At 35.6% G+C, this 20,835-nt stretch carries 19 protein-coding genes; 13 read left to right on the plus strand and 6 right to left on the minus strand.

The features are described 5' to 3' along the window. Window positions 1-790: 790 nt before the first annotated feature. Window positions 791-3,196 carry a nitrite reductase large subunit NirB gene (gene nirB, locus ACFOZ1_RS04355; RefSeq protein ID WP_390196356.1) on the plus strand — a complete coding sequence of 802 codons (2,406 nt, stop codon included), beginning with the start codon at window positions 791-793 and terminating at the stop codon, window positions 3,194-3,196. 2 nt (window positions 3,197-3,198) lie between these two features. Beyond that, entirely contained in the window at window positions 3,199-3,507 is a 309-nt protein-coding gene (gene nirD / locus ACFOZ1_RS04360) for a nitrite reductase small subunit NirD (protein ID WP_390196357.1), read from the plus strand. 26 nt (window positions 3,508-3,533) lie between these two features. Here nirD and ACFOZ1_RS04365 read toward each other — a convergent pair whose 3' ends face one another. The 6 genes from ACFOZ1_RS04365 to ACFOZ1_RS04390 all read right to left on the minus strand — a co-directional run bounded on the left by ACFOZ1_RS04365 (window position 3,534) and on the right by ACFOZ1_RS04390 (window position 8,510). After that, window positions 3,534-4,304 (minus strand): EAL domain-containing protein, encoded by a 771-nt coding sequence (locus ACFOZ1_RS04365; protein WP_390196358.1) that lies wholly within the window; start codon window positions 4,302-4,304, stop codon window positions 3,534-3,536. A 143-nt stretch (window positions 4,305-4,447) separates the two neighbouring features. Then, on the minus strand, window positions 4,448-5,083 hold the full coding sequence (locus ACFOZ1_RS04370) for a hypothetical protein (protein ID WP_390196359.1): 636 nt from the start codon (window positions 5,081-5,083) through the stop codon (window positions 4,448-4,450). A 31-nt stretch (window positions 5,084-5,114) separates the two neighbouring features. Further along, entirely contained in the window at window positions 5,115-5,702 is a 588-nt protein-coding gene (sipW, locus tag ACFOZ1_RS04375) for a signal peptidase I SipW (protein WP_390198051.1), read from the minus strand. Beyond that, window positions 5,659-6,516: an amyloid fiber anchoring/assembly protein TapA gene (tapA, locus tag ACFOZ1_RS04380; protein ID WP_390196361.1), complete on the minus strand. Its 858-nt coding sequence runs from the start codon at window positions 6,514-6,516 to the stop codon at window positions 5,659-5,661. The genes sipW and tapA overlap by 44 nt, the downstream gene beginning before the upstream one ends. 65 nt (window positions 6,517-6,581) lie before the next feature. Then, a complete protein-coding gene (locus ACFOZ1_RS04385) occupies window positions 6,582-7,196 on the minus strand; it encodes a TasA family protein (RefSeq protein WP_390196363.1) in 615 nt (204 codons plus the stop codon). A 258-nt stretch (window positions 7,197-7,454) separates the two neighbouring features. Then, the gene (locus tag ACFOZ1_RS04390; protein ID WP_390196366.1) at window positions 7,455-8,510 is read right to left on the minus strand and encodes an NAD(P)/FAD-dependent oxidoreductase; all 1,056 of its coding nucleotides are present in this window, start codon (window positions 8,508-8,510) and stop codon (window positions 7,455-7,457) included. Between the two features lie 304 nt (window positions 8,511-8,814). On the opposite strand from ACFOZ1_RS04390, the gene ACFOZ1_RS04395 reads away from it, so the two are divergent. The 11 genes from ACFOZ1_RS04395 to prfB all read left to right on the plus strand — a co-directional run bounded on the left by ACFOZ1_RS04395 (window position 8,815) and on the right by prfB (window position 20,650). Beyond that, window positions 8,815-9,783: an AAA family ATPase gene (locus ACFOZ1_RS04395; RefSeq protein ID WP_390196369.1), complete on the plus strand. Its 969-nt coding sequence runs from the start codon at window positions 8,815-8,817 to the stop codon at window positions 9,781-9,783. Continuing rightward, on the plus strand, window positions 9,780-10,892 hold the full coding sequence (locus ACFOZ1_RS04400) for a DUF58 domain-containing protein (RefSeq protein WP_390196371.1): 1,113 nt from the start codon (window positions 9,780-9,782) through the stop codon (window positions 10,890-10,892). The genes ACFOZ1_RS04395 and ACFOZ1_RS04400 overlap by 4 nt, the downstream gene beginning before the upstream one ends. Further along, window positions 10,882-12,183, plus strand: coding sequence for an SLC5/6 family protein (locus ACFOZ1_RS04405; protein WP_390196373.1), 1,302 nt, complete (start codon window positions 10,882-10,884; stop codon window positions 12,181-12,183). The genes ACFOZ1_RS04400 and ACFOZ1_RS04405 overlap by 11 nt, the downstream gene beginning before the upstream one ends. A gap of 70 nt (window positions 12,184-12,253) precedes the next feature. Then, a complete protein-coding gene (gene fliD, locus ACFOZ1_RS04410; RefSeq protein WP_390196375.1) occupies window positions 12,254-14,293 on the plus strand; it encodes a flagellar filament capping protein FliD in 2,040 nt (679 codons plus the stop codon). An 18-nt stretch (window positions 14,294-14,311) separates the two neighbouring features. After that, entirely contained in the window at window positions 14,312-14,488 is a 177-nt protein-coding gene (locus ACFOZ1_RS04415) for a YjfB family protein (protein ID WP_390196378.1), read from the plus strand. Window positions 14,489-14,595: 107 nt separating this feature from the next. Then, window positions 14,596-14,952, plus strand: coding sequence for a flagellar protein FlaG (gene flaG, locus ACFOZ1_RS04420; protein ID WP_390196380.1), 357 nt, complete (start codon window positions 14,596-14,598; stop codon window positions 14,950-14,952). Between the two features lie 24 nt (window positions 14,953-14,976). Then, a complete protein-coding gene (gene fliS / locus ACFOZ1_RS04425) occupies window positions 14,977-15,378 on the plus strand; it encodes a flagellar export chaperone FliS (protein ID WP_390196382.1) in 402 nt (133 codons plus the stop codon). Next, a complete protein-coding gene (fliT, locus tag ACFOZ1_RS04430; protein WP_390196384.1) occupies window positions 15,375-15,728 on the plus strand; it encodes a flagellar protein FliT in 354 nt (117 codons plus the stop codon). The genes fliS and fliT overlap by 4 nt, the downstream gene beginning before the upstream one ends. A 206-nt stretch (window positions 15,729-15,934) precedes the next feature. Next, window positions 15,935-16,495, plus strand: coding sequence for a ribosome hibernation-promoting factor, HPF/YfiA family (hpf, locus tag ACFOZ1_RS04435; protein WP_390196386.1), 561 nt, complete (start codon window positions 15,935-15,937; stop codon window positions 16,493-16,495). Between the two features lie 512 nt (window positions 16,496-17,007). After that, complete coding sequence (secA, locus tag ACFOZ1_RS04440; RefSeq protein WP_390196388.1) at window positions 17,008-19,521, plus strand: preprotein translocase subunit SecA; 2,514 nt, start codon at window positions 17,008-17,010, stop codon at window positions 19,519-19,521. A gap of 30 nt (window positions 19,522-19,551) precedes the next feature. Next, a protein-coding gene (gene prfB / locus ACFOZ1_RS04445) for a peptide chain release factor 2 (RefSeq protein WP_390196390.1) occupies window positions 19,552-20,650 on the plus strand; the annotation gives its coding sequence in 2 pieces (ribosomal slippage) (window positions 19,552-19,623 and window positions 19,625-20,650; 1,098 coding nt in all). Window positions 20,651-20,835 lie beyond the last annotated feature (185 nt).

Consider the following 20,835-nt stretch of genomic DNA (forward strand, 5'->3'; position numbering starts at 1 on the left):
CAACAGGAGAAACCAGCACATATCGCCCGCCATACATGAGTATAACCGGAGATAAATTCCACCATTGGTAAGATAAACAGTATATCCTCCCATTAGCAAAAGAAATCGCCCATCATTCAGGAGTACAACAGGAGAAACCAGCACATATCGCCCGCCATACATGAGTATAACCGGAGATAAATTCCACCATTGGTAAGATAAACAGTATATCCTCCCATTAGCAAGAGAAATCGCCCATCATTCAGGAGTACAACAGGAGAAACCAGCACATATCGCCCGCCATACATGAGTATAATCGGAGATAAATTCCACCACAGGTAAGATAAACGGTATATCCTCCCATTAGTAAAATAAATCGCCCATCATTCAGGAGCACAACAGGAGAAACCAGCACATATCGCCCGCCATACATGAGTATAACCGGAGATAAATTCCACCACAGGTAAGATAAACAGTATATCCACCCATTAGCAAAATAAATCGCCCATCATTCAGGAGCACAACAGGAGATAAATTCCACCACAGGTAAGATAAACAGTATATCCACCCATTAGCAAAATAAATCACCCATCATTCACGAGCATAACAGGAGAAATCAGCACATATCGCCTGCCATACATGAGCACAACTGGAGATAAATCACCCCACCCGCCAACTAAATTAAAAAAATCTCCCAACAAGTGAAAAATATCACAATCAAACCACCACAACATTGTATAAACTAGTTAATAAGAAAACACAACACTTCATGTGAAATAGTGAACATGATAATGTATTGGGGGTACAGTCAATGGATAAGAAGAAGTTAGTATTAATAGGGAATGGTATGGCAGGTATAAGAGCTATAGAAGAAATTCTTAAGCTTTTGCCAGATTATTTTGAGATTACTGTATTTGGAAAGGAGCCGTATCCAAATTACAATCGTATTCAGTTATCTAAAGTATTGCAAGGGGATACGGAGATTAAGGATATCACGTTAAATGAATGGCAATGGTATGAAGATAATGATGTGCGTTTATATCCGGGTGAATCTGTTACACAAATTGATACAGAGACACAAAAGGTGTACACAGATAAAGGGAAGGCAGTGCAATATGACAATATCATTATTGCAACAGGATCTCATCCGTTTATTTTACCTATACCTGGTGCGAACAAAGAAGGTGTGACAGGATTCCGAGATATTGCGGATTGCGAAACAATGATCAGTGCTTCTCGAATCTACAAACGCGCTGCAGTTATTGGTGGAGGAATTCTTGGATTAGAAGCAGCTCGTGGATTACTGAATCTCGGGATGGAAGTAGATGTCATTGAACTTGCTCCATTTTTGATGGATCGTCAATTAGATGAAACAGCAGCGCATTTGTTACAAGATGAATTAGAAAAGCAAGGCATGCGATTCCATTTAAAGAAACAAACAACAGAAATTTTAGGGAACGAAAGGGTCACAGGATTGAAATTTGCTGATGGTACTTCCATTCAAGCAGATTTAGTCGTGATGGCTGTCGGAATTAAACCAAATATTCAATTAGCTAAAGAAACTGGAATTAAGACAAATCGCGGAATTGTTGTCAATGATTATTTGCAGACAGAAATCCCGAATATTTATGCAGTTGGTGAATGTGCTGAACATAATGGTATTGCATATGGCCTTGTTGCACCATTATATGAACAAGCACAAGTACTCGCGAAACATATTTGTGGTATGAATCATCAAGGATATAAAGGATCTGTAGTATCAACTCAACTCAAAGTATCTGGAGTAGATGTGTTCTCTGCCGGGATGATTAATGAGTCCAATGAAACAAAAGCAATCAAATTATTTAATGAATGGCAAAATACGTACAAGAAAATCGTAGTGAAAGATAACAAATTAGTTGGTGCAGTATTGTTTGGTGATACAACAGAAGGTGCAAAATTATTCAGTTATATTAAAAAAGGCGAATGTGTCAATGCATATTTAGATAGCCAGCAAAATAGAGAAACAGGGGAAAGCATTGTATCCACAATGGCAGATGATGAAATTGTTTGTGGATGTAATGGGGTATCAAAAGGTGCTATTGTTAAAGCAATCCAAGACGATGGACTCACAACATTAGAGGAAGTCAAGAATGCAACAAATGCTTCTCGTTCTTGTGGGCAATGTAAAGGCATGGTATCTGATATTCTAGCACTTACATTAGGCGACAAATTTGAAAAAGGCGAGATAAAAGAAACAGTTTGTGGATGTACAGATTTATCCCGAGATGAAGTCATTGCAGAAATCAAAGCAAAAGGATTAACACACACAAGAGAAGTGATGAATGTATTAGGATGGAAGACAGAGGAAGGATGTTCTAAATGTCGTCCAGCACTAAATTATTATTTAGGTATGGTTTATCCAAAAACATATGAAGATGAACGAGAATCTCGTTTTGTGAATGAACGATTACATGCGAATATTCAAAAGGATGGTACGTATTCTGTCGTACCAAGAATGTATGGTGGGGTAACGAATGCAGATGATCTGCGAAAGATTGCAGACGTTGCAGATAAATATGATGTTGGCATGATTAAATTAACTGGTGGGCAACGGATTGACTTATTAGGTATCAAAAAAGATGATTTACCGCATGTATGGAAAGACTTAGGCATGCCTTCAGGTTACGCATACGGAAAATCTGTTCGTACAGTGAAAACATGTGTTGGGGCACAGTTCTGCCGCTTCGGTACACAAGATTCAACAGGCATGGGTATACAGTTAGAGAAGAAATTCGAAGGACTGAATACACCACACAAAGTGAAAATGGGTGTGTCTGCATGTCCAAGAAACTGTGCAGAAGGTGGCATTAAAGACGTTGGTATTGTCGGTCTTGATGGTGTATGGGAAATTTATGTAGGTGGAAATGGTGGTACAGAATTAAAACAAGCAGAATTACTAGCAAGAGTGAAGACAGAACAAGAAGTATTAGATTATTCTGCAGCATTTTTACAATATTACAGAGAACATGCAAATTATTTAGAACGTACATCTAAATTTGTCGAACGAGTTGGGCTAGATCATGTGAAAGAAGTGATTTTGGATGAAGAGAATAGAACAGCACTGTGTGCACGTATGGATGAAGCATTAGCAGCATATAAAGAGCCATGGAATGAAGCGATTGAAAGTGAGACAATTCTAAAAGATTTATACAACACAGTAATAGGAGGGAAATGATAATGGCACAAGAAGCTTACATTGGTAAGTATCATGAGTTCCCTCGTCTGTTAGGGAAAACTGTCCGTATTGATGAGAGGGAACTAGCAGTATTTCGTTTAAGCAATGACGAAATAAGAGTCATTGAAAATAAATCACCATTTAAAGGTGGAGTGCTTGCAGAAGGAATGGTAAGCGGGGAGTATTTGTACGATCCATTGTATGATTGGAAGATTAATCTCACGGATGGCAATGTCCAAGCACCAGATAGTGGGAATGTCAAAACATATCCAGTTAAAATCGAAGAGGATAAGGTATTTGTCACATTATAAGAAGAAAAGAAGCGGAGAACAGTCGATTACTCATACTGTTCTTCCGCTTCTTCTAATGTTTTTTGATATAATTTAATTTTATCAATTGGTAATGGTACAGCAAGTAAAAATCCTTGTACGATAGAGACCCCGATGGATTTAGCCATCTCTAAATCCTCAGGAATTTCGACGCCTTCTAATACAAATTTTGTATCTGTATTTAAACAATATGTAACAATGGAACGAACCATTTCTTGCTTTCTACTTGATGTGGCTAACTGATTTGCAAAATAACGGTCCATCTTCACATAATCCGGTTGCAATTCGACAATTGCTTGTAAGGAGGAGACACCTTTTCCAACATCATCAATAGCAATAAGAAATCCTGCATCTTTTAACTCTTGTACATATACTGTCAGATCATCCGCTTTATTTAATATGTCAGATTCATTAATTTCAATAATTACTTGCTTTGGTTCAAACTTTTTATTCTCCATAAATTCTAGTAAATGAGCCAAAAAATCAGGGTGTTTCAAATTAGCTGGAAATACATTAATTAATATTTTGATACGATTATATTGTTTCGTTATCAATTCATTAAACGAAGCTAAAGCATTTTTAATCGATTTACATTCTAATTCGTAAAATCGGTCAGTTGTGCTTGCTTGCTCGAATAATAACTCGGGATTTTTATATAGATTTGTTCTTAAGAGAGCTTCGTATCCGATTGGTTCAAGTGTATCTAAATCATACAGTGCTTGGTAATAATGTTCGAATTTCTCGTTATCAATAAGGTCATTCAATTTTGCTCTTGACAATGATATCCCTCCCACTAATCATGTTACGAAAGGTTGTGTCTATATTTCTATGTATAATTCTATATTACTATTATATGACACAAAAAGGAATGGGATATGACAAAAAAATTAAGCGCTTTCTACATGAAATGACAAAAAAACATTCATATCTTACTGCGCTTTTGTATTTGATAGAACAAATATAGGAAGATTCCTGAAAAAAGTATAATAATTCCAACAATCATCCATGAAAACATCGTTGTCGCTGTATTTGGTAGTAAGTGTGAATCACTTTCTGTCGTCATACCAAAGGACACTTCTTCTTCTGTGGTATGATCGACTGCTGTGATGATGATGGAAGCATTTGCTGTAAGGCCTTGATATTCATTACCAGATTCTTTAGGAAAACGAATCTCTACTTGTAAAGGTATCGTTTCATTCGCTTCTAAGTCTAAATCCTCTATTAGTTGAAATGAAGCTAGAGAACCACTATATAAGATATTGCCTTTTTTCTTTATTTCTAAAACTAAATTATCATAAAATTTGCGTGAACCATCTAAGAATGAGAAATCGATGGAATACTGTAATGGATGATTTTTTGCATTAGATAGGATTAATTCTCTATTAGCCCAATCACCAGGTTTAAATTGTTGTATGTCAAAAAGCTTGCTACTCTCGTTAGATTGAGAGTGCACATCAATCAAATTAGAATTAGTTGATGCTGCCAAAATTGTTTGTGTGAAAATAGTCAAAAGCAATAGGGAAGTGACGCAAATAGCCAATATATATTTATTTTTCAATATACTCCCTCCAACACAATCCGAATACATCTTAAGACTCTTCTGTAACTTCTTTGGTCAGTTCTTTTGTACGACGGTCCATTTCTAAAATAATACTCCACATCGTATATACACCATAACCAAGTAGAAAAACACCGGGAATAATGAGAAGAAGCGCGCTTCCTAATGGACTTTGCATATAATGCACAAGATATCCAACATACGGTATAGTGAAATGGCTATATATACCAACAACATTTTCTTGTCTTACTAAATCACGATCAGCACCATTATTATTGTCACCTTTCGTTTGATACATAGTATGTGCATTGTTTTCGACTACCTCAATGATTCTATGTGTAATCACACGTTCGGATTCATCCACAAACGTAATGATATCGTCTTTTTTTAGTTCTTGGTCTGTATATGGCTTCACAGCAATAATAGAACCAGTCTGAAATGTTGGCTCCATAGAACCTGATAAAACAACTTTAAGCTCATTCCCAAACAGTTGTGGTGTACCACCTTGAATACGAGTTACAATTATAAAGATGGCGAGTGTAATAAAAAGGCCAAATAGAAGTGTTGTCACAATATTACTCAGTAATTGACGGATCGGCTTGTTCTTCTTCCGCTTCATTCTCAACGTCTGTATCCTCCTCTATTAATGGTTCATTGGTTACTTCAGGTTCTTCTGTAATTGGTTCAGGAATTTCCGCTGTTTCATCATTCTCTACTTCTTCTTCAACGCCATCTTTATCTGCCGTCATTTCTTCTTCTATTTGTTTTGGTTGATCTTGTTCCTTTTCCTTTTCTATTTCAGGAATGGTTTCTTCTATCGTTGTTTCATCATCTTTCATTGGTTCTGTTGGTTCAGTGGTATTTTCCGTATTCGTGTCTTCTTCTGATGGCATTTCTTCATCTATCGTTTCTTCCTCACATTTTACGGTTAATACTGAACTATCTGCATAATGAGGAGTACTATTATTGTTATATAAAGGATGTTGGTTGACGCGTAATAAATAATACCCTTCATCCACATTTTCAAAGGAAAGATGGAATAAATCATTTGTCTCAATTGGTTGAATGGTTCCTTCTTTATAAATAGTACCTTCCTGTAGTGGATCACCAGTTGTAGTATAGTAAAGGGTATAAGTTGTGGAATCAATCATCGTAAATCCAGTATTATGTATATAGAAATCGATAGTAAGATTAGTGCAAGAAGATGGATTTGGAACAGGATCTGTTGTAATATGTAAATCACTTTTATCCCACCATGTTCCTATGTTCAATTGCATCGTTGTGTCTTGTTGTTTGATGAAATGGGCAGTAGTGGAAGTAGTAGAAATGGATATTGTCATAAATAATAAAAATAATCCAGAAATTATTGAAAAATTGCGAATCATACGTCTTTTTTTGTATAAAACATCGAGTATAAGTGCGAAGTATTTCACATTATGACCTCCAAACATATCATATGATAAAGAGAGGGAGGATGGAGCCTCCCTCTACTAGCTACTTATCTACTTTCGCCCTCTTCTTGTGTTGCTTCGAAAGACCATTCTAATTCTAAGGAATCACCTTGGAAAATATTTTGGTCTTCCCCATTATCAACAAATTCAAATTGAACGTATAATTTGTCGGAATCACCTGTATTTAGTCCACCACGTTCTTCAAGCCAAGGAATAAACAGTTCATTTGCAACAGCATCAGGAGTCATAGTTTGTAAGTCAGATAGCGTTGTTTGGAATACTACTTGATCGGGTGATAAAGGACCAAGTAATGCCTTATCTTCATTCCAGAAGAAGTTGACACGAATGTGATCACCAAAGTCTTCTGCACCATTATCTCCATTTGCATCAGTTACAGTATAGCTAGTAGATAATACCACCTCTGCAATGTCTAGCGTACCATTGTTTTGTAATTCAAATGAACGGTTCATCCAATCACCAGGCTTAATATTCTGAACATCAATAATTGTTGTTGGATCTACAGACAGATCTAATGTTCCAGCAGCAAATGTGTTAGCAGTTACTTCTGTATCACTAAAATATGCGTATGTACCTCCAGCTACTAAACTAAGACCTAATGCAGCAGACGCCAAACCTAAACCTAACTTCTTTTTCAATGCCATGCGTAATTCCTCCTCTTATCATTCGTTATTAAGAACACAAGTGGATTATATAACGTATGCACTATACTGAAAAGTTTGAAAAATAGCCATTTTCAATACCTAATGGTAGATTATCTTTATTTATCTCTCAATTACTTTAAATTCCATTAAATTTTGTTCTCTATAAAGAACGTTAGAATATAAATAAAACCCGTTATTTTGTTTAAAAACGAGTTCTATTTTTAAAAAGTAGTGCATATGTTAGTAAGTTGAGAATATTTAATGTCGCTTATTCAACCACAATACCCCTGATTTAGCAAGTCTCGGTAACAAGCCAGTAACAGGCTTATGATACATACTGCCAAACCCATCTGATTTACCTAATGAACCTAGTTGTCCTTTAAGTTTAATTTCTTTTGGTTTACGTGGAATCTCACCTTTTAGTACTGTTGCAAGTATTGCTCCAACATGCTCACCTTGAACCCCTGCTAATTGTGCACTAGGAGAAAAAGGAGAGGCACAACAATCCCCAACAATATACACGTTTGGTTTTGTTGGTACTTGATAAAAATCATTTACAACAATTTTCTCGTGACGGTCTTTTTCAAATGGTAAGTTACGAACTAAATAATGAGGACGTACACCAGCTGTCCAAATAATCACGTCGCTTTCAATACCTTCGCCGTTATTGTAGAAGATACCTTCTGCGACTAGTTCGACATTCGAATGGTGCAAAATATGTACATCATTACGGTGAAACCAATCTTCTACATATGACTGGACTTTATCATCAAATGCAGATAATACGGATGAGCCTCGGTCAAGTAATCGAATGTTTAAATCAGGTCTACTTTCTCTTATTTCTGAAGCAACTTCGATGCCACTAAGTCCAGCACCAACAACAGACACTTGTTTATATGCAGGTAAATTATTTACTTTTATGCTAGCTTGTCTCGCACGTTGGATTGTTTGTACACTATCTGTATATTCTTTCGCGCCTTGAATACCATGATAATTATCTTCACAACCAAGGCCGATGAGTAAATAATCATAAGGTATGATTTTCTCTTCCATATGAATCTGCTCATTTTCTGTATCAATTTCTGTTACTTCACCAAATACGTAGTGAACTTGCTCATGTACGGGAAAATCAATTCGCACTTCTTTGTCAGATTTTGTCCCAGCAGCAATCGCATAAAATTCTGTTTTCAATGAATGGTATGGATTTCTGTCCACAACCGTAATTTGAACATCTTTTGGTAAATCATGATCAATAAGTTGGTGCAATGCGTTCATTCCACCATAGCCACCACCAATAATGACAACATTCTTCATTTTTCAAAACCCCTGTCTATCCTATATTTCGGGTTAATCCCATATCTTTTATACCCCAATACATCCCTATTACTAGACTAACAAAAAACAGAGAAGAAAACTATATGAAAAGACTTTTAACAAAAATGTTTCATTATTCTGACTATTTTAATGAGGTGTTATTCTAGCTTTTATCTCAGATTAAAATATATACATCAGAATTCGTTATCTGTAAAAAAGGTAAATTTTTGCTATTGTTGTCTGGTTCATGTTATAAAAGAAGTGAGATAGTATGTAAACGCAAACAATTGAGGAGAGTGAAAAAGTGGAATTACAACAAATACAAACAATTGCAAGAGAGATTAAAGAAAATGTGAATAAAGTAGTGGTAGGACAAGAAGAAACGATTGATTTATTATTAGTTGCGATGGTTTCATCAGGGCATGTCTTACTTGAAGATGTACCTGGAACTGGAAAGACATTAATGGCAAAAGCATTAGCAAAATCGTTAGATGGGAAGTTTCGTCGTATTCAGTTTACGCCAGATTTATTACCATCAGACATTACAGGGATTCATTTTTATAGCCAACAAAAAGGTGTATTCGAATTCCGCGAAGGACCGATTTTTTCTAATATCCTATTAGCAGATGAAATTAACCGTGCTACACCGAGAACGCAGTCCAGTCTACTTGAAAGTATGGAAGAACGTCAAGTGACTATCGATGGTAATACACATCAGCTAGAACGACCGTTTCTTGTTATTGCGACACAGAATCCAATTGAAAGTCAAGGAACATTCCCCTTACCAGAAGCACAATTAGACCGATTCTTACTCAAAATACATATGGGTTATCCATCCAAAGAAGATGGCTTGCAAATATTAAAGCGATTCAAACAACAAAATCCACTTGATCAACTCACATCGATTGTTGATGTCGATACGATCATCGCAATGCAAAATGTATACAGTGATGTGGAAGTGAGTGATGATGTATTAGAATATTTGGTGAACATTGTCGAAAAGACACGTAATCATGATGGTGTGGCTTTAGGTGTGAGTCCGCGTGGAAGTCAAGCATTGCTTAAAGCAGTCCAAGTCTATGCATTACTACAAGGAAGAACATATGTGATTCCTGATGATATTAAACAAATGGCGAATCCAGTACTAGGTCACAGAATTGTACTTGCTAAGCGTATTGGTGTGAAAGGACAAGATACGAAGAATGTCATTGCAGAAATTATCGATGATGTTGCTGTACCTACAGAATCAGAAAAGGATTTGATTAGAGGATGAATCTTGCATGGCTAATCGTCATCTTACTACTAGTTATTTTCGGTCAAGGGATTATGTATAGTAAATGGGGCTTAAAGGGCATTAGCTATACACGTGACTTTACGAAAAAAACTGTTTATGAAGGTGACACAATTGAGATGGTTGATCAAATTGAGAACAAGAAATTGTTACCAATACCGTGGATTAGACTCGAATCAAAAATGAGTGCACATTTACTAAATGAAGAAGCAAATGAGAATGGAGGGGAAATCTTTCATAGAAGTTTATTTAGTTTGCTTCCATATCAAAAGATCACTCGTACACATCAATTACTTGCAGCAAAAAGGGGATACTATCCATTAGAGATTGTTTCTGTTACAACAGGTGATACAGTAGGATTTACAGAAGTATTTGATTCGATTCAAGCAAGCACAGCACTTACTGTATATCCAAAAATCATTTCATTAGATGACATTCCACTGCCTTCGCATAGCTGGTTAGGTGACTTGATTGTAAAGCGATGGATAATAGAAGATCCATTTATCACAGCAGGTGTCAGAGAGTATCAGAATGGTGACCCACTAAATCAAATCAATTGGAAAGCGACCGCACGATCACAAACGTTACAAATTAACCAAAAGGATTATACTGCTGATCATAATCTGATGATTTACGTGAATTTTGATACAAATGAAGACATTCGTCTACCGATTGAAGATGAATCATTAATTGAAAAAGGCTTGTCCTATGCGGCATCACTTGCAGCATATACGATTAAAGAAGGGATTCCAACAGGATTTGGTTGTAATGGGTATTTTGTCGAACCTTTTACAAATGTACTAGAACGGATTAAATCTTCTGTCAGAGTTGAACCTTCAAGTAGTACGCAACAAGTGGACTATATATTGGATACGATAGCCAAATTAAAAATCGACCGTAGTCGTAATTTTCGTGCATTTTTGGATGAAGATATTCAGAGTGAACGTACAGATACAGATTATATTATTTTTACACCGAAACTAACCGAAACGATGCAAACAAAAATTGCGATTCTAGAACAAAATGGGAATGCGGTTGAAGTAGTGTTGTTAGATGCTGAGCGGGAAGAAGGTGTTAGTCATGCAAGCTAATCACAATAAAATAGTACCTTCCATCGGTTATGGATTTGTAGAAATGCTCACATTTTTTCCGGTTTTGTTTTTTCTAGCAATCTACTTTTCTACAGAAACTTATCTATGGATCATTAGTTGGTTCTTATTTTTTTGTATAACTACAATTGTTCAAATAGTTGTAAAAAATAGAAATATAACGATTGTAATCAGCCTTTTATGTAGTGTGACTGGCATGATGCTGCTTCATCATTCGGTCATTTCTTCTATTATCTTTTTATTAATCTGTATTGTCATTGGGTTTCGCGCACTTTTATATAGTGATCGAGACATAAGAGATGTATTTCCATACAGATTATATTGGACAGTCGGAGTTCCTGTCTATTTTGTCGGTTATATTGCGTACACTTTCTTGGATAAGCTAGAAGCCTATCGTCCTATCATAAGTAGTGTAGGCATGTTGTTTTTAATTATCGTATTGTTTCTTACAAATAAAAATCAGCTACAGAAGGCTTCATTAGAAAAAGAAAATCATTCGACAAATCGAGATATGAAAAGAATGAACCGGGTTTTTCTTATTTTAACAATTGTGATTACGGTAGTGTTGACGAATTTCCAGATTATTCAATCGCTATTGTTTAATAGTATGCGTTCTGTACTACAATTTATTATTTCACTATTATCTGGTCAAGAAAGAGAAACACAAGAACCACAGCAAAATGATGAGATGTCACAGCCTATACTACCAGCAGGTGAGGTGAAAGAACCATCTGCATTTGCTGAATTTCTTGAGCAATTAACAATGTATTTTGGCATATTTTTAATCATCGTTGTTGGCATGCTAGCAATTGCGTTACTTTTCAAGAAAGTAAGACGTTTTCTACTCAAAATAGTGCGTCAACTTTTGCAAGCATTAAAACAAATGTTTACAAGGTCCAATAAAACAGAAACAAATACAATGTATACGGACGAAAAAGAAAATATGTTTGATTTCAAAAAATGGCGTGAGGAAAAACAAGAGCAATTAAAGAATAAAGTTTCAACATTATTTAACAGAAAACCTAATTTCGAAAAATTTACACCAGAAGAAAAGACTCGTTATTTGTATCGAGAAATTGTGAGAAATAGAAGAAAAGCGAGCGAATGGAAAGCCTCAATGACAGCACATGAAGTATTATCGATTTCGAACGAGGAATGGAATGAACTGGAGAACATATATGATGATGTGCGTTATGGAGAGAAAAAACTCGACAAAAAGAATGAAAAAGAGTTGGTTCAATTATGGGAAAACATACAAAACGACAATAAATAGTACTAAAGTAGTGTTTAACATTTACGTGCTTGTACCGATATAATTAGTAAGATTATGCAAAAAGGACGTGATGAGTACAATGCGTATTTCAGGATTTGCTAGTGGAATGGACATTGATACAATGGTCAAGGATTTAATGAAAGCAGAAAGTATTCCACTACAGTCGATGCAAAAAGAAAAGCAAACTTTACAGTGGAAACGCGATGACTATCGTAATATCAATAAATTATTGCTAGATTTTAAAGACAAGCTACTAGAAATGAGAATGACAACAAGCTATCGAGCACGACAAGTATCTTCAACAAATGAAGATCGTGTGTCAGCGACAGCGTCAAGTGCTGCAAGCCAAACGTCTTTCTCTATTTCAAAGGTAGATCAGTTAGCAACATCTGCATCATGGCTGAACAAAGGAAGTTTAACTTCAGATAAGTCTTTTAATGCATCAAAAAGTTTAAGCTCCAATACTTTTGCAGGTGGTTTAACTTGGGAAAAAGGATATGTGAACAAACAGAATATCAATGTAGATGATGTGAATGCAATTACGCTTGATACAAATGTAAAAGCTGGTACAGATATTAGTGTTGTTGTAAATGGTAAAGGATTTAAAGTAGCGGATTCAGCAGATAACTTAGAAGCAAATGAAGTTTACTTTGACCAAGCTACTGGAAAGTTAACATTTGCTGAAGGTGCAATTAAAAAAGGAGATACGGTACAGGCGCAATATATTACGGACACAGGTACTGTAACAAAAAGTTTATCTGAAGGGTCCAATACGATTGCATTAGGTGCAGGTGGGATAGCAACAGATGGTACTTTTTCTATGACGATTGATGGTGATACATTCTCACTTGGTAATCAAACGGAGGGTACAAAATACGAAGTGACTGATTCGAGTGGTGCAAAAGTCGGTGTGCTAGATACGAAAACGGGCAATATTGTTATGGACGAAGCTTTTACAGAAAAGACGGACGTTAGTGTAACGTTCCAACAAAATTATACTAGTTTCTCAGTTGGTGCAAACACGTCGAATGGTGATACACACAGACAATTTTTTGCAACAGAAAATGAATCATTAAATCAAATTGTAAGTAATGTAAACAGTGCCAATCTTGGTGTGTCGATGTTATATGATTCATTTACGGAACGAATTTCTTTAACACGTACAGAGACTGGCGAGTTTAGTGGTGATGCAGGTGCAGACATCCAACTTTCTGGAGGGTTTCTTACAGACACACTACAATTTGATGCAACGCAAAATTATACAGACGGTCAAAACGCTAAGTTCACTATCAATGGATTAGACACAGAAAGAAACTCCAACACGTTCCAACTAGACGGAGTAACATTCGAGTTAAAGCAAACATTTGATACGACACTAGAAGGTCAACCAGTATCCGTAAATATCTCTAACGATTCAGAAGCGGTATTCGAAAATATCAAAGAATTTGTTGAAACTTACAATACGTTAATTGACGCAATCAATAGTAAAGCAACAGAAACATATTATCGTGATTATGAACCACTTACAGACGATCAACGTGAAGAACTTACAGATAAGCAACAAGAAGATTGGGAAGATAAAGCGAAAAGTGGTTTATTACGAAATGATCCAATCTTAAGAGATATTTTATCAAGTATGCGTACAGATTTTTACTCACCAGTTAATAATGATGCATCTACAGGTGTATTTAATCAATTGGCGGCAATTGGTATTACGACAACGAAAGATTACATGTCTGGTGGGAAATTAGAAATCAATGAAGCCAAATTAAAAGAAGCAATTGAAAGTGACCCAGATGCTGTGGAGAACTTATTCCGAGGTGACGGTACGACACACGGGGAAAAAGGAATTGCACATCGTCTCACAGATACGGTAAATGGTGCGATGGATAAGATTTACGAGCGTGCAGGTCGTGCGTCGTATTCGAACCACCAATTTACATTAGGGCGAAACTTAGATGATTTAGATAAACAAATGACTAGATTCCAAGATCGATTAACACAAATCGAAGATCGATATTGGCGCCAATTTACCGCAATGGAAAAGGCGATTGCACAATACAATAATCAAGCAAGTTATCTTATGCAACAATTTGGTGGAACACAATAGAAAATCAGGAGGCTAACAATGGACATCGCAGCAATGTCAGTAATAATGAGTCAAGCACAAGTCAAACAAGAGGCAAGTATCAAAGTGCTTGATCAAGCAATGGAACAAGCAGAAGGTCAATCGGCAGATATGATGAAAATGCTAGAACAATCGATGCAACCACATTTAGGTACTGCAATAGATGTGAAAGGCTAAGTAGAAGAATCTAGGGGATATTCTCTAGATTCTTTTCTTCATCTGCTAAAGTTTTTTAAATGATGTCCGATATAATACATAAATAGTGAAGAGGAGATGTCATTCGCATGGAAGTTGGAAAAATGATCACTGGATCTCCATTACTGCAAACAGTAGACAACAAAGAGTTTTCCATATCAGCAGTAGATAGATCCAATAACCATGTTAATAAAGAACAAAACGAACAACCAATGGAGCTATCAAAAGACCAAGCAAAAAGCATGGTCGATGGATTAAATTCATTTTTAGAACCAACAAATACAGGTGTTCGTTATGAATATCATGAGAAATTAGAGAAATATTACGTGACATTAGTGAATCGAGAGACAGATGAAGTAATTAGAGAAATTCCACCAAAGAAATTGTTAGATGTCTATGCATCAATGGCTGAATTGATGGGATTTATCGTAGATGAGAAAATTTAAGGATTAAAGAGGAGCGTTTTTGTAATGGCTTACCAACCATATCAAACATACCAAAACAACTCAGTAACAACAGCAACTCCAGGTGAATTAACATTGATGCTTTATAATGGTAGTTTGAAATTTATCAAACAAGCACGTAAAGCAATGGAACAAAAAAATCATCAACAAAAAAATACAATGATTCAAAAAACGCAAGATATCATTCGTGAATTAATGGTGACACTAGATCAAGAAGCGCCGATTACAAAACAAATGATGCCATTATATGATTTTGCATATCGTGCCTTAACAATGGCAAATGTTCACAATGATGTAGAACAACTTAATCAAGCAGAAGAAATTATGACACAGTTTCGAGATACTTGGAAAGAAGTAATTAAGCAAGAGCGTATTCGTCAACATGGTAAAGGTGTACAATCATCATGATTCAATTAGAAATATACAAAGAGAAGACAACAGAGCTTCTTCAATTATTGGAGAATCCCATTAAGTTAGATGATCGTGATGATGTCGTGAATAAAGTCGACCAACTATTGAATGAACGAGAAATTGTCATTAGTGAGATAAAACCACCTTATGACGAGGCGACAATCCAATTAGGGAAAGAAGTTGTTCAATTGGATGAACAGCTAAAACCTAAATTAGATGTTCTTTTGTTAAAAATCAAGTCAGATATGAAAAACAATAAAAAACAAACAAGATCTACAAAGCAATATTTGAATCCATATCAAAAATTAGCAAATTATGACGGCATGTTTATGGATTCCAAGAAGTAAATAGATGATTATAAGTGCAGAACCTCTATGGTAATGCACTTTTTTTCTATGTGTAAATCGAAAAAAACACCTAAAATCTCTATGTAAAGAAATTGTTAAAAATATTTCAAATATATTGACAAATTACTCGTTTATAAAGTGTAAAGTGTGGTATTATAGTTATATAGCTTATCAAAGCTTTATAGTTTGAAAGGAGGACACTTTTTATGAAATACAACATTCGAGGAGAAAATGTAGAAGTGACTGGAGCAATTAAGGAATATGTCGAAAGAAAAATCGGCAAATTGGAAAGATATTTTGATTCAGCTCCAACTTCTGATGTAAATGTAAATATAAGTGTCTATAACGAAGAGCAGCAAATCGAGGTAACAATTCCAATGACGAACCTATTACTTCGAGCAGAAGAACAACACGTTGATTTATATGCTGCAATTGATCTTGTTGTTGACAAACTAGAAAGGCAAATTCGTAAGCACAAAACAAAAGTAAACCGTAAATTCCGTCAGCAAGGTGCACCAAAACATGTCTTTGCTGAATTAGAAAAGGAAGCAGCGGAAAGAAGAGAAGAAGAGTTCTTAGATGATGATGAGATTGAAATTGTAAGAACAAAACGCTTCAACTTAAAACCAATGGATTCTGAAGAAGCAGTATTACAAATGGATATGCTAGGACATGCATTCTTCGTATTTGAGAATTCAGATACTGGAAATACAAACGTAGTCTATAAACGTCGTGATGGACGTTATGGATTAATTGAACCAAGCTAAATATACTTAAACAAAAGCAAGTGAAGATTTTTCACTTGCTTTTAATATTGCCAAAATATCTTAGGATAAAGATAATAAAGGAAAAATATAATCGAAATAAAGAATTATTTATCGTATTTACGTGAAGAAACGATAGATTTGTCTATTTAACGAACACATAAATACATGGTATAACTAAATTGTCCTTTCAAAGAAGGCCCTAATACCTCTCAGAAGACCTTCTTTACTTAGACTGAGACATACATATCATCACTTTCTAACGTTTCGTAACATAATGATGGACAGTCCAATGCCTACTGACTATTACCTCCATTCATTCACTTACCTTCTCTATATGTGATGTCTCAGTCTCCTTTCTGTTGCATACAAGCAATTTTTGACGCCGATTGTTGTCAATAGCTTTCATCAAATGTTATGATATAAAAAGAGCAAAACATTTGTAAATTACATAAACAAGCATGATGAAACAACTTGTTTGAATTGGATAGATGTAAAAAAGAGGAGCGGCTTTGATGAAGGGATTATTAAAAAAAGTCTTTGGTGATGGCAATCAAAGACAATTAAAAGAATTAGAAAAAATTGCTACAGAAGTGGATACATTAGAATCAACGATCCAACAATTGACAGATGAACAGTTACAAAATAAAACAGAAGAATTTAAAACAAGATATCAAAATGGTGAATCATTGGATGATTTACTTGTGGAAGCATATGCAGTTGTTCGTGAAGCATCTCAAAGAGTATTGAAGATGCGTCCTTTTCATGTGCAAATAGTTGGTGCGATTGCGATGCACCGCGGTGATATTGCAGAGATGAAAACAGGGGAAGGAAAAACACTAGCTTCTACTATGCCTGCATATTTGAATGCAATCACAGGCAAAGGTGTGCATGTCATTACAGTGAATGATTACTTAGCTGACCGTGATGCAAGAGAAATGGGCCAGTTATTTGAATTTTTAGGACTAACTGTTGGGCATAATCAAAACGGAATGTCTAAAGAAGAAAAGCGCGAAGCATACTTAAAAGATATCACATATGGTACAAATAATGAGTATGGCTTTGATTATTTACGAGATAACATGGTTTTATATAAAGAGCAAATGGTACAGAGACCATTACATTTTGCAATCATTGATGAGGTTGACTCGATTTTGATTGATGAAGCGAGAACACCACTAATTATTTCAGGTACTGCGCAAAAGTCTGCATCATTATATGAACAAGCAAATGCTTTTGTACGTACATTACAAAGTGAAGAAGACTTTTCTTTTGATGAAAAAACAAAAGGTGTCCAATTAACAGAAGAAGGTATGAATAAAGCAGAGCGATTCTTTAAAGTCGAGAATTTATTTGACTTGAATAATGTAACAATCACTCATCACATTAATCAAGCATTAAAAGCACATGTTGCGATGCATAGAGATACAGATTATGTCGTAGAAGAAGATCAAGTAGTCATTGTCGATCAATTCACTGGTCGTTTGATGAAAGGCCGTCGTTATAGTGATGGGCTTCACCAAGCGATTGAGGCAAAAGAGGGTCTAACGATTCAAAATGAAAGTATGACACTTGCTTCCATCACATTCCAAAACTTTTTCCGTATGTATGAGAAATTGGCTGGGATGACAGGGACAGCGAAGACGGAAGAAGAGGAATTCCGGAACATTTATAATATGAATGTTATAGCGATTCCAACGAACAAACCAATTGTCAGAGATGACAAAGCTGATTTAATCTATAAATCGATGGAAGGTAAGTTTAAAGCAGTCGTAGAAGAGATTAAAGAAAGAAATGCGAAGGGCCAACCTGTGTTAGTTGGTACTGTTGCTGTAGAAACTTCTGAGCTCATTTCGAAATACCTGACACGTGCTGGTGTAAAGCATAATGTATTGAATGCGAAAAATCATTATCGTGAGGCAGAAATTATCGAGCAAGCAGGTCAAAAAGGTGCTGTAACGATTGCGACAAACATGGCTGGACGTGGTACAGATATCAAGCTTGGCGAAGGTGTAAAAGAATTAGGCGGCTTAGCTGTAATTGGTACAGAACGTCACGAATCCCGCCGTATTGATAACCAGTTACGTGGTCGTTCTGGTCGTCAAGGAGATCCTGGTATTACGCAATTTTATTTATCTATGGAAGATGAATTAATGCGTCGCTTTGGATCTGACAATATGAAAGCAATGATGGAAAGACTAGGCATGGATGACTCGCAACCAATTGAAAGTAAGATGGTCTCAAGAGCAGTAGAATCTGCCCAAAAACGTGTTGAAGGAAATAACTTCGATGCACGTAAACAAGTGCTTTCTTATGATGATGTATTACGTCAACAACGTGAAATCATTTACAAACAGCGTTTTGAAGTTATTGATTCCGATAACTTAAGAGAAATTATCGAACAAATGATTGATACAACTGTTACAACAGCATTAGATACGTATTTACCTGATGAAGATCGTGAAAATTGGAACCTATCGGGTTTAATGGAATATCTATATGCAAACTTATTAGAAGAAGAATGGTTAACTGAATCTGATATCTCTAACAAAGAAAAAGATGAAGTGAAAGCAATCATCTTAGAGAAAGTTCAAGCGAAGTACAATCAGAAAGAAATAGATTTGACTCCTGAACAAATGCGCGAATTTGAAAAAGTTATCTTATTGCGTACTGTCGATACAAAATGGATGGACCATATTGATCAAATGGACCAATTACGACAAGGGATTCACCTGCGTGCATACGGACAAAATGATCCGTTACGTGAATACCAAATCGAAAGTTTTGCCATGTTTGAACAAATGATTGCATCCATTAATGAAGAAGTAGCGAAATATGTAATGAAAGCACAAATTCGTGAAAATTTAAAAAGAGAAGCAGTTGTAAAAGACACGCAAGAAGTATCAGGAGATAGTGAAGCAAAGAAAAAAGTAAAAAAACCATATGTGAAAGCACAGACAGTCGGTAGAAATGAACCATGTCCTTGTGGTAGTGGCAAGAAATTCAAAAATTGTCACGGAAGAGCGTAATTAAAAGCAAAATTAGTAGAGGTGCAAATAATGGAATTAGTAGAAATCAGACAAGAATTAGACAAAATGGCTAAGCGATTAGCGGACTTTAGGGGGTCTCTTTGACTTAGAATCAAAGAGAGCCCGTATAGCAGAACTTGATGAAATGATGGCAGACCCTTCGTTTTGGGATGACCAACAAAAAGCTCAAACGGTTATTGATGAAGCGAATGGAATTAAGGAATTTGTGCATGCATTTGATAAAAATGAAGAGAATTTAGAAAATGCTACTGTTTCTTATGAGTTAGTGAAAGAGGAAGCAGATGAAGAATTACAACAGGATTTAGAAGATGAGGTACAGGCATTAACAGAAGCACTCAATCAATTTGAATTATTTATTTTATTAAGTGAACCATATGATAAAAACAATGCAATTCTGGAACTTCACCCAGGTGCTGGTGGAACTGAGTCACAAGACTGGGCAAGTATGCTTTTACGTATGTATACGAGATGGGCAGAATCAAAAGGATTCAAAGTCGATACGTTAGACTACCTACCTGGAGATGAAGCTGGTGTAAAAAGTGTTACATTACTTATTAAAGGACATAATGCATATGGCTACTTAAAAGCAGAAAAAGGTGTGCATAGATTAGTTCGTATTTCACCATTTGATTCATCAGGTAGACGTCACACTTCTTTTGTATCTTGTGATGTGATGCCAGAATTTAATGACGAGATTGATATTGATGTTAGAACAGAAGATTTAAAAATTGACACTTATCGTTCTAGTGGTGCTGGTGGACAACACGTCAATACTACAGACTCTGCTGTACGTATTACACACTTACCAACAAACACAGTTGTCACATGTCAGTCAGAACGTTCACAAATTAAAAATAGAGATCAAGCAATGAAAATGTTAAAAGCCAAGTTATATCAATTAGAAATTGAAAAACAGCAACAGGAATTAAATGAGATTCGTGGTGAACAAAAAGAGATTGGATGGGGAAGTCAAATTCGCTCTTACGTATTCCACCCATATTCCATGGTAAAAGATCATCGTACAGATCACGAAACGGGTAATACACAAGCAGTGATGGACGGAGAATTAGATCCATTTATTGATGCATATCTTCGTTCAGTAATGTAAAGCTTACGACTAATTCACTAGTTTTGTCATCTGAAGGATTCGTTTGTTAGTAATAAATAGACTATATTTGAAAAATAGATAAATTATCATAATATTTTATAAAAAGTCCAATGATTATAAAAGAAATCATTGGCTTTTTTTTGCGCAAATAATGGTTCTTGAGAAAGTAAACCAAGTTATTACAG

The sequence above is a fragment of the Gracilibacillus marinus genome, from assembly GCF_042651725.1.
GTDB lineage: Bacteria > Bacillota > Bacilli > Bacillales > Amphibacillaceae > Gracilibacillus > Gracilibacillus marinus.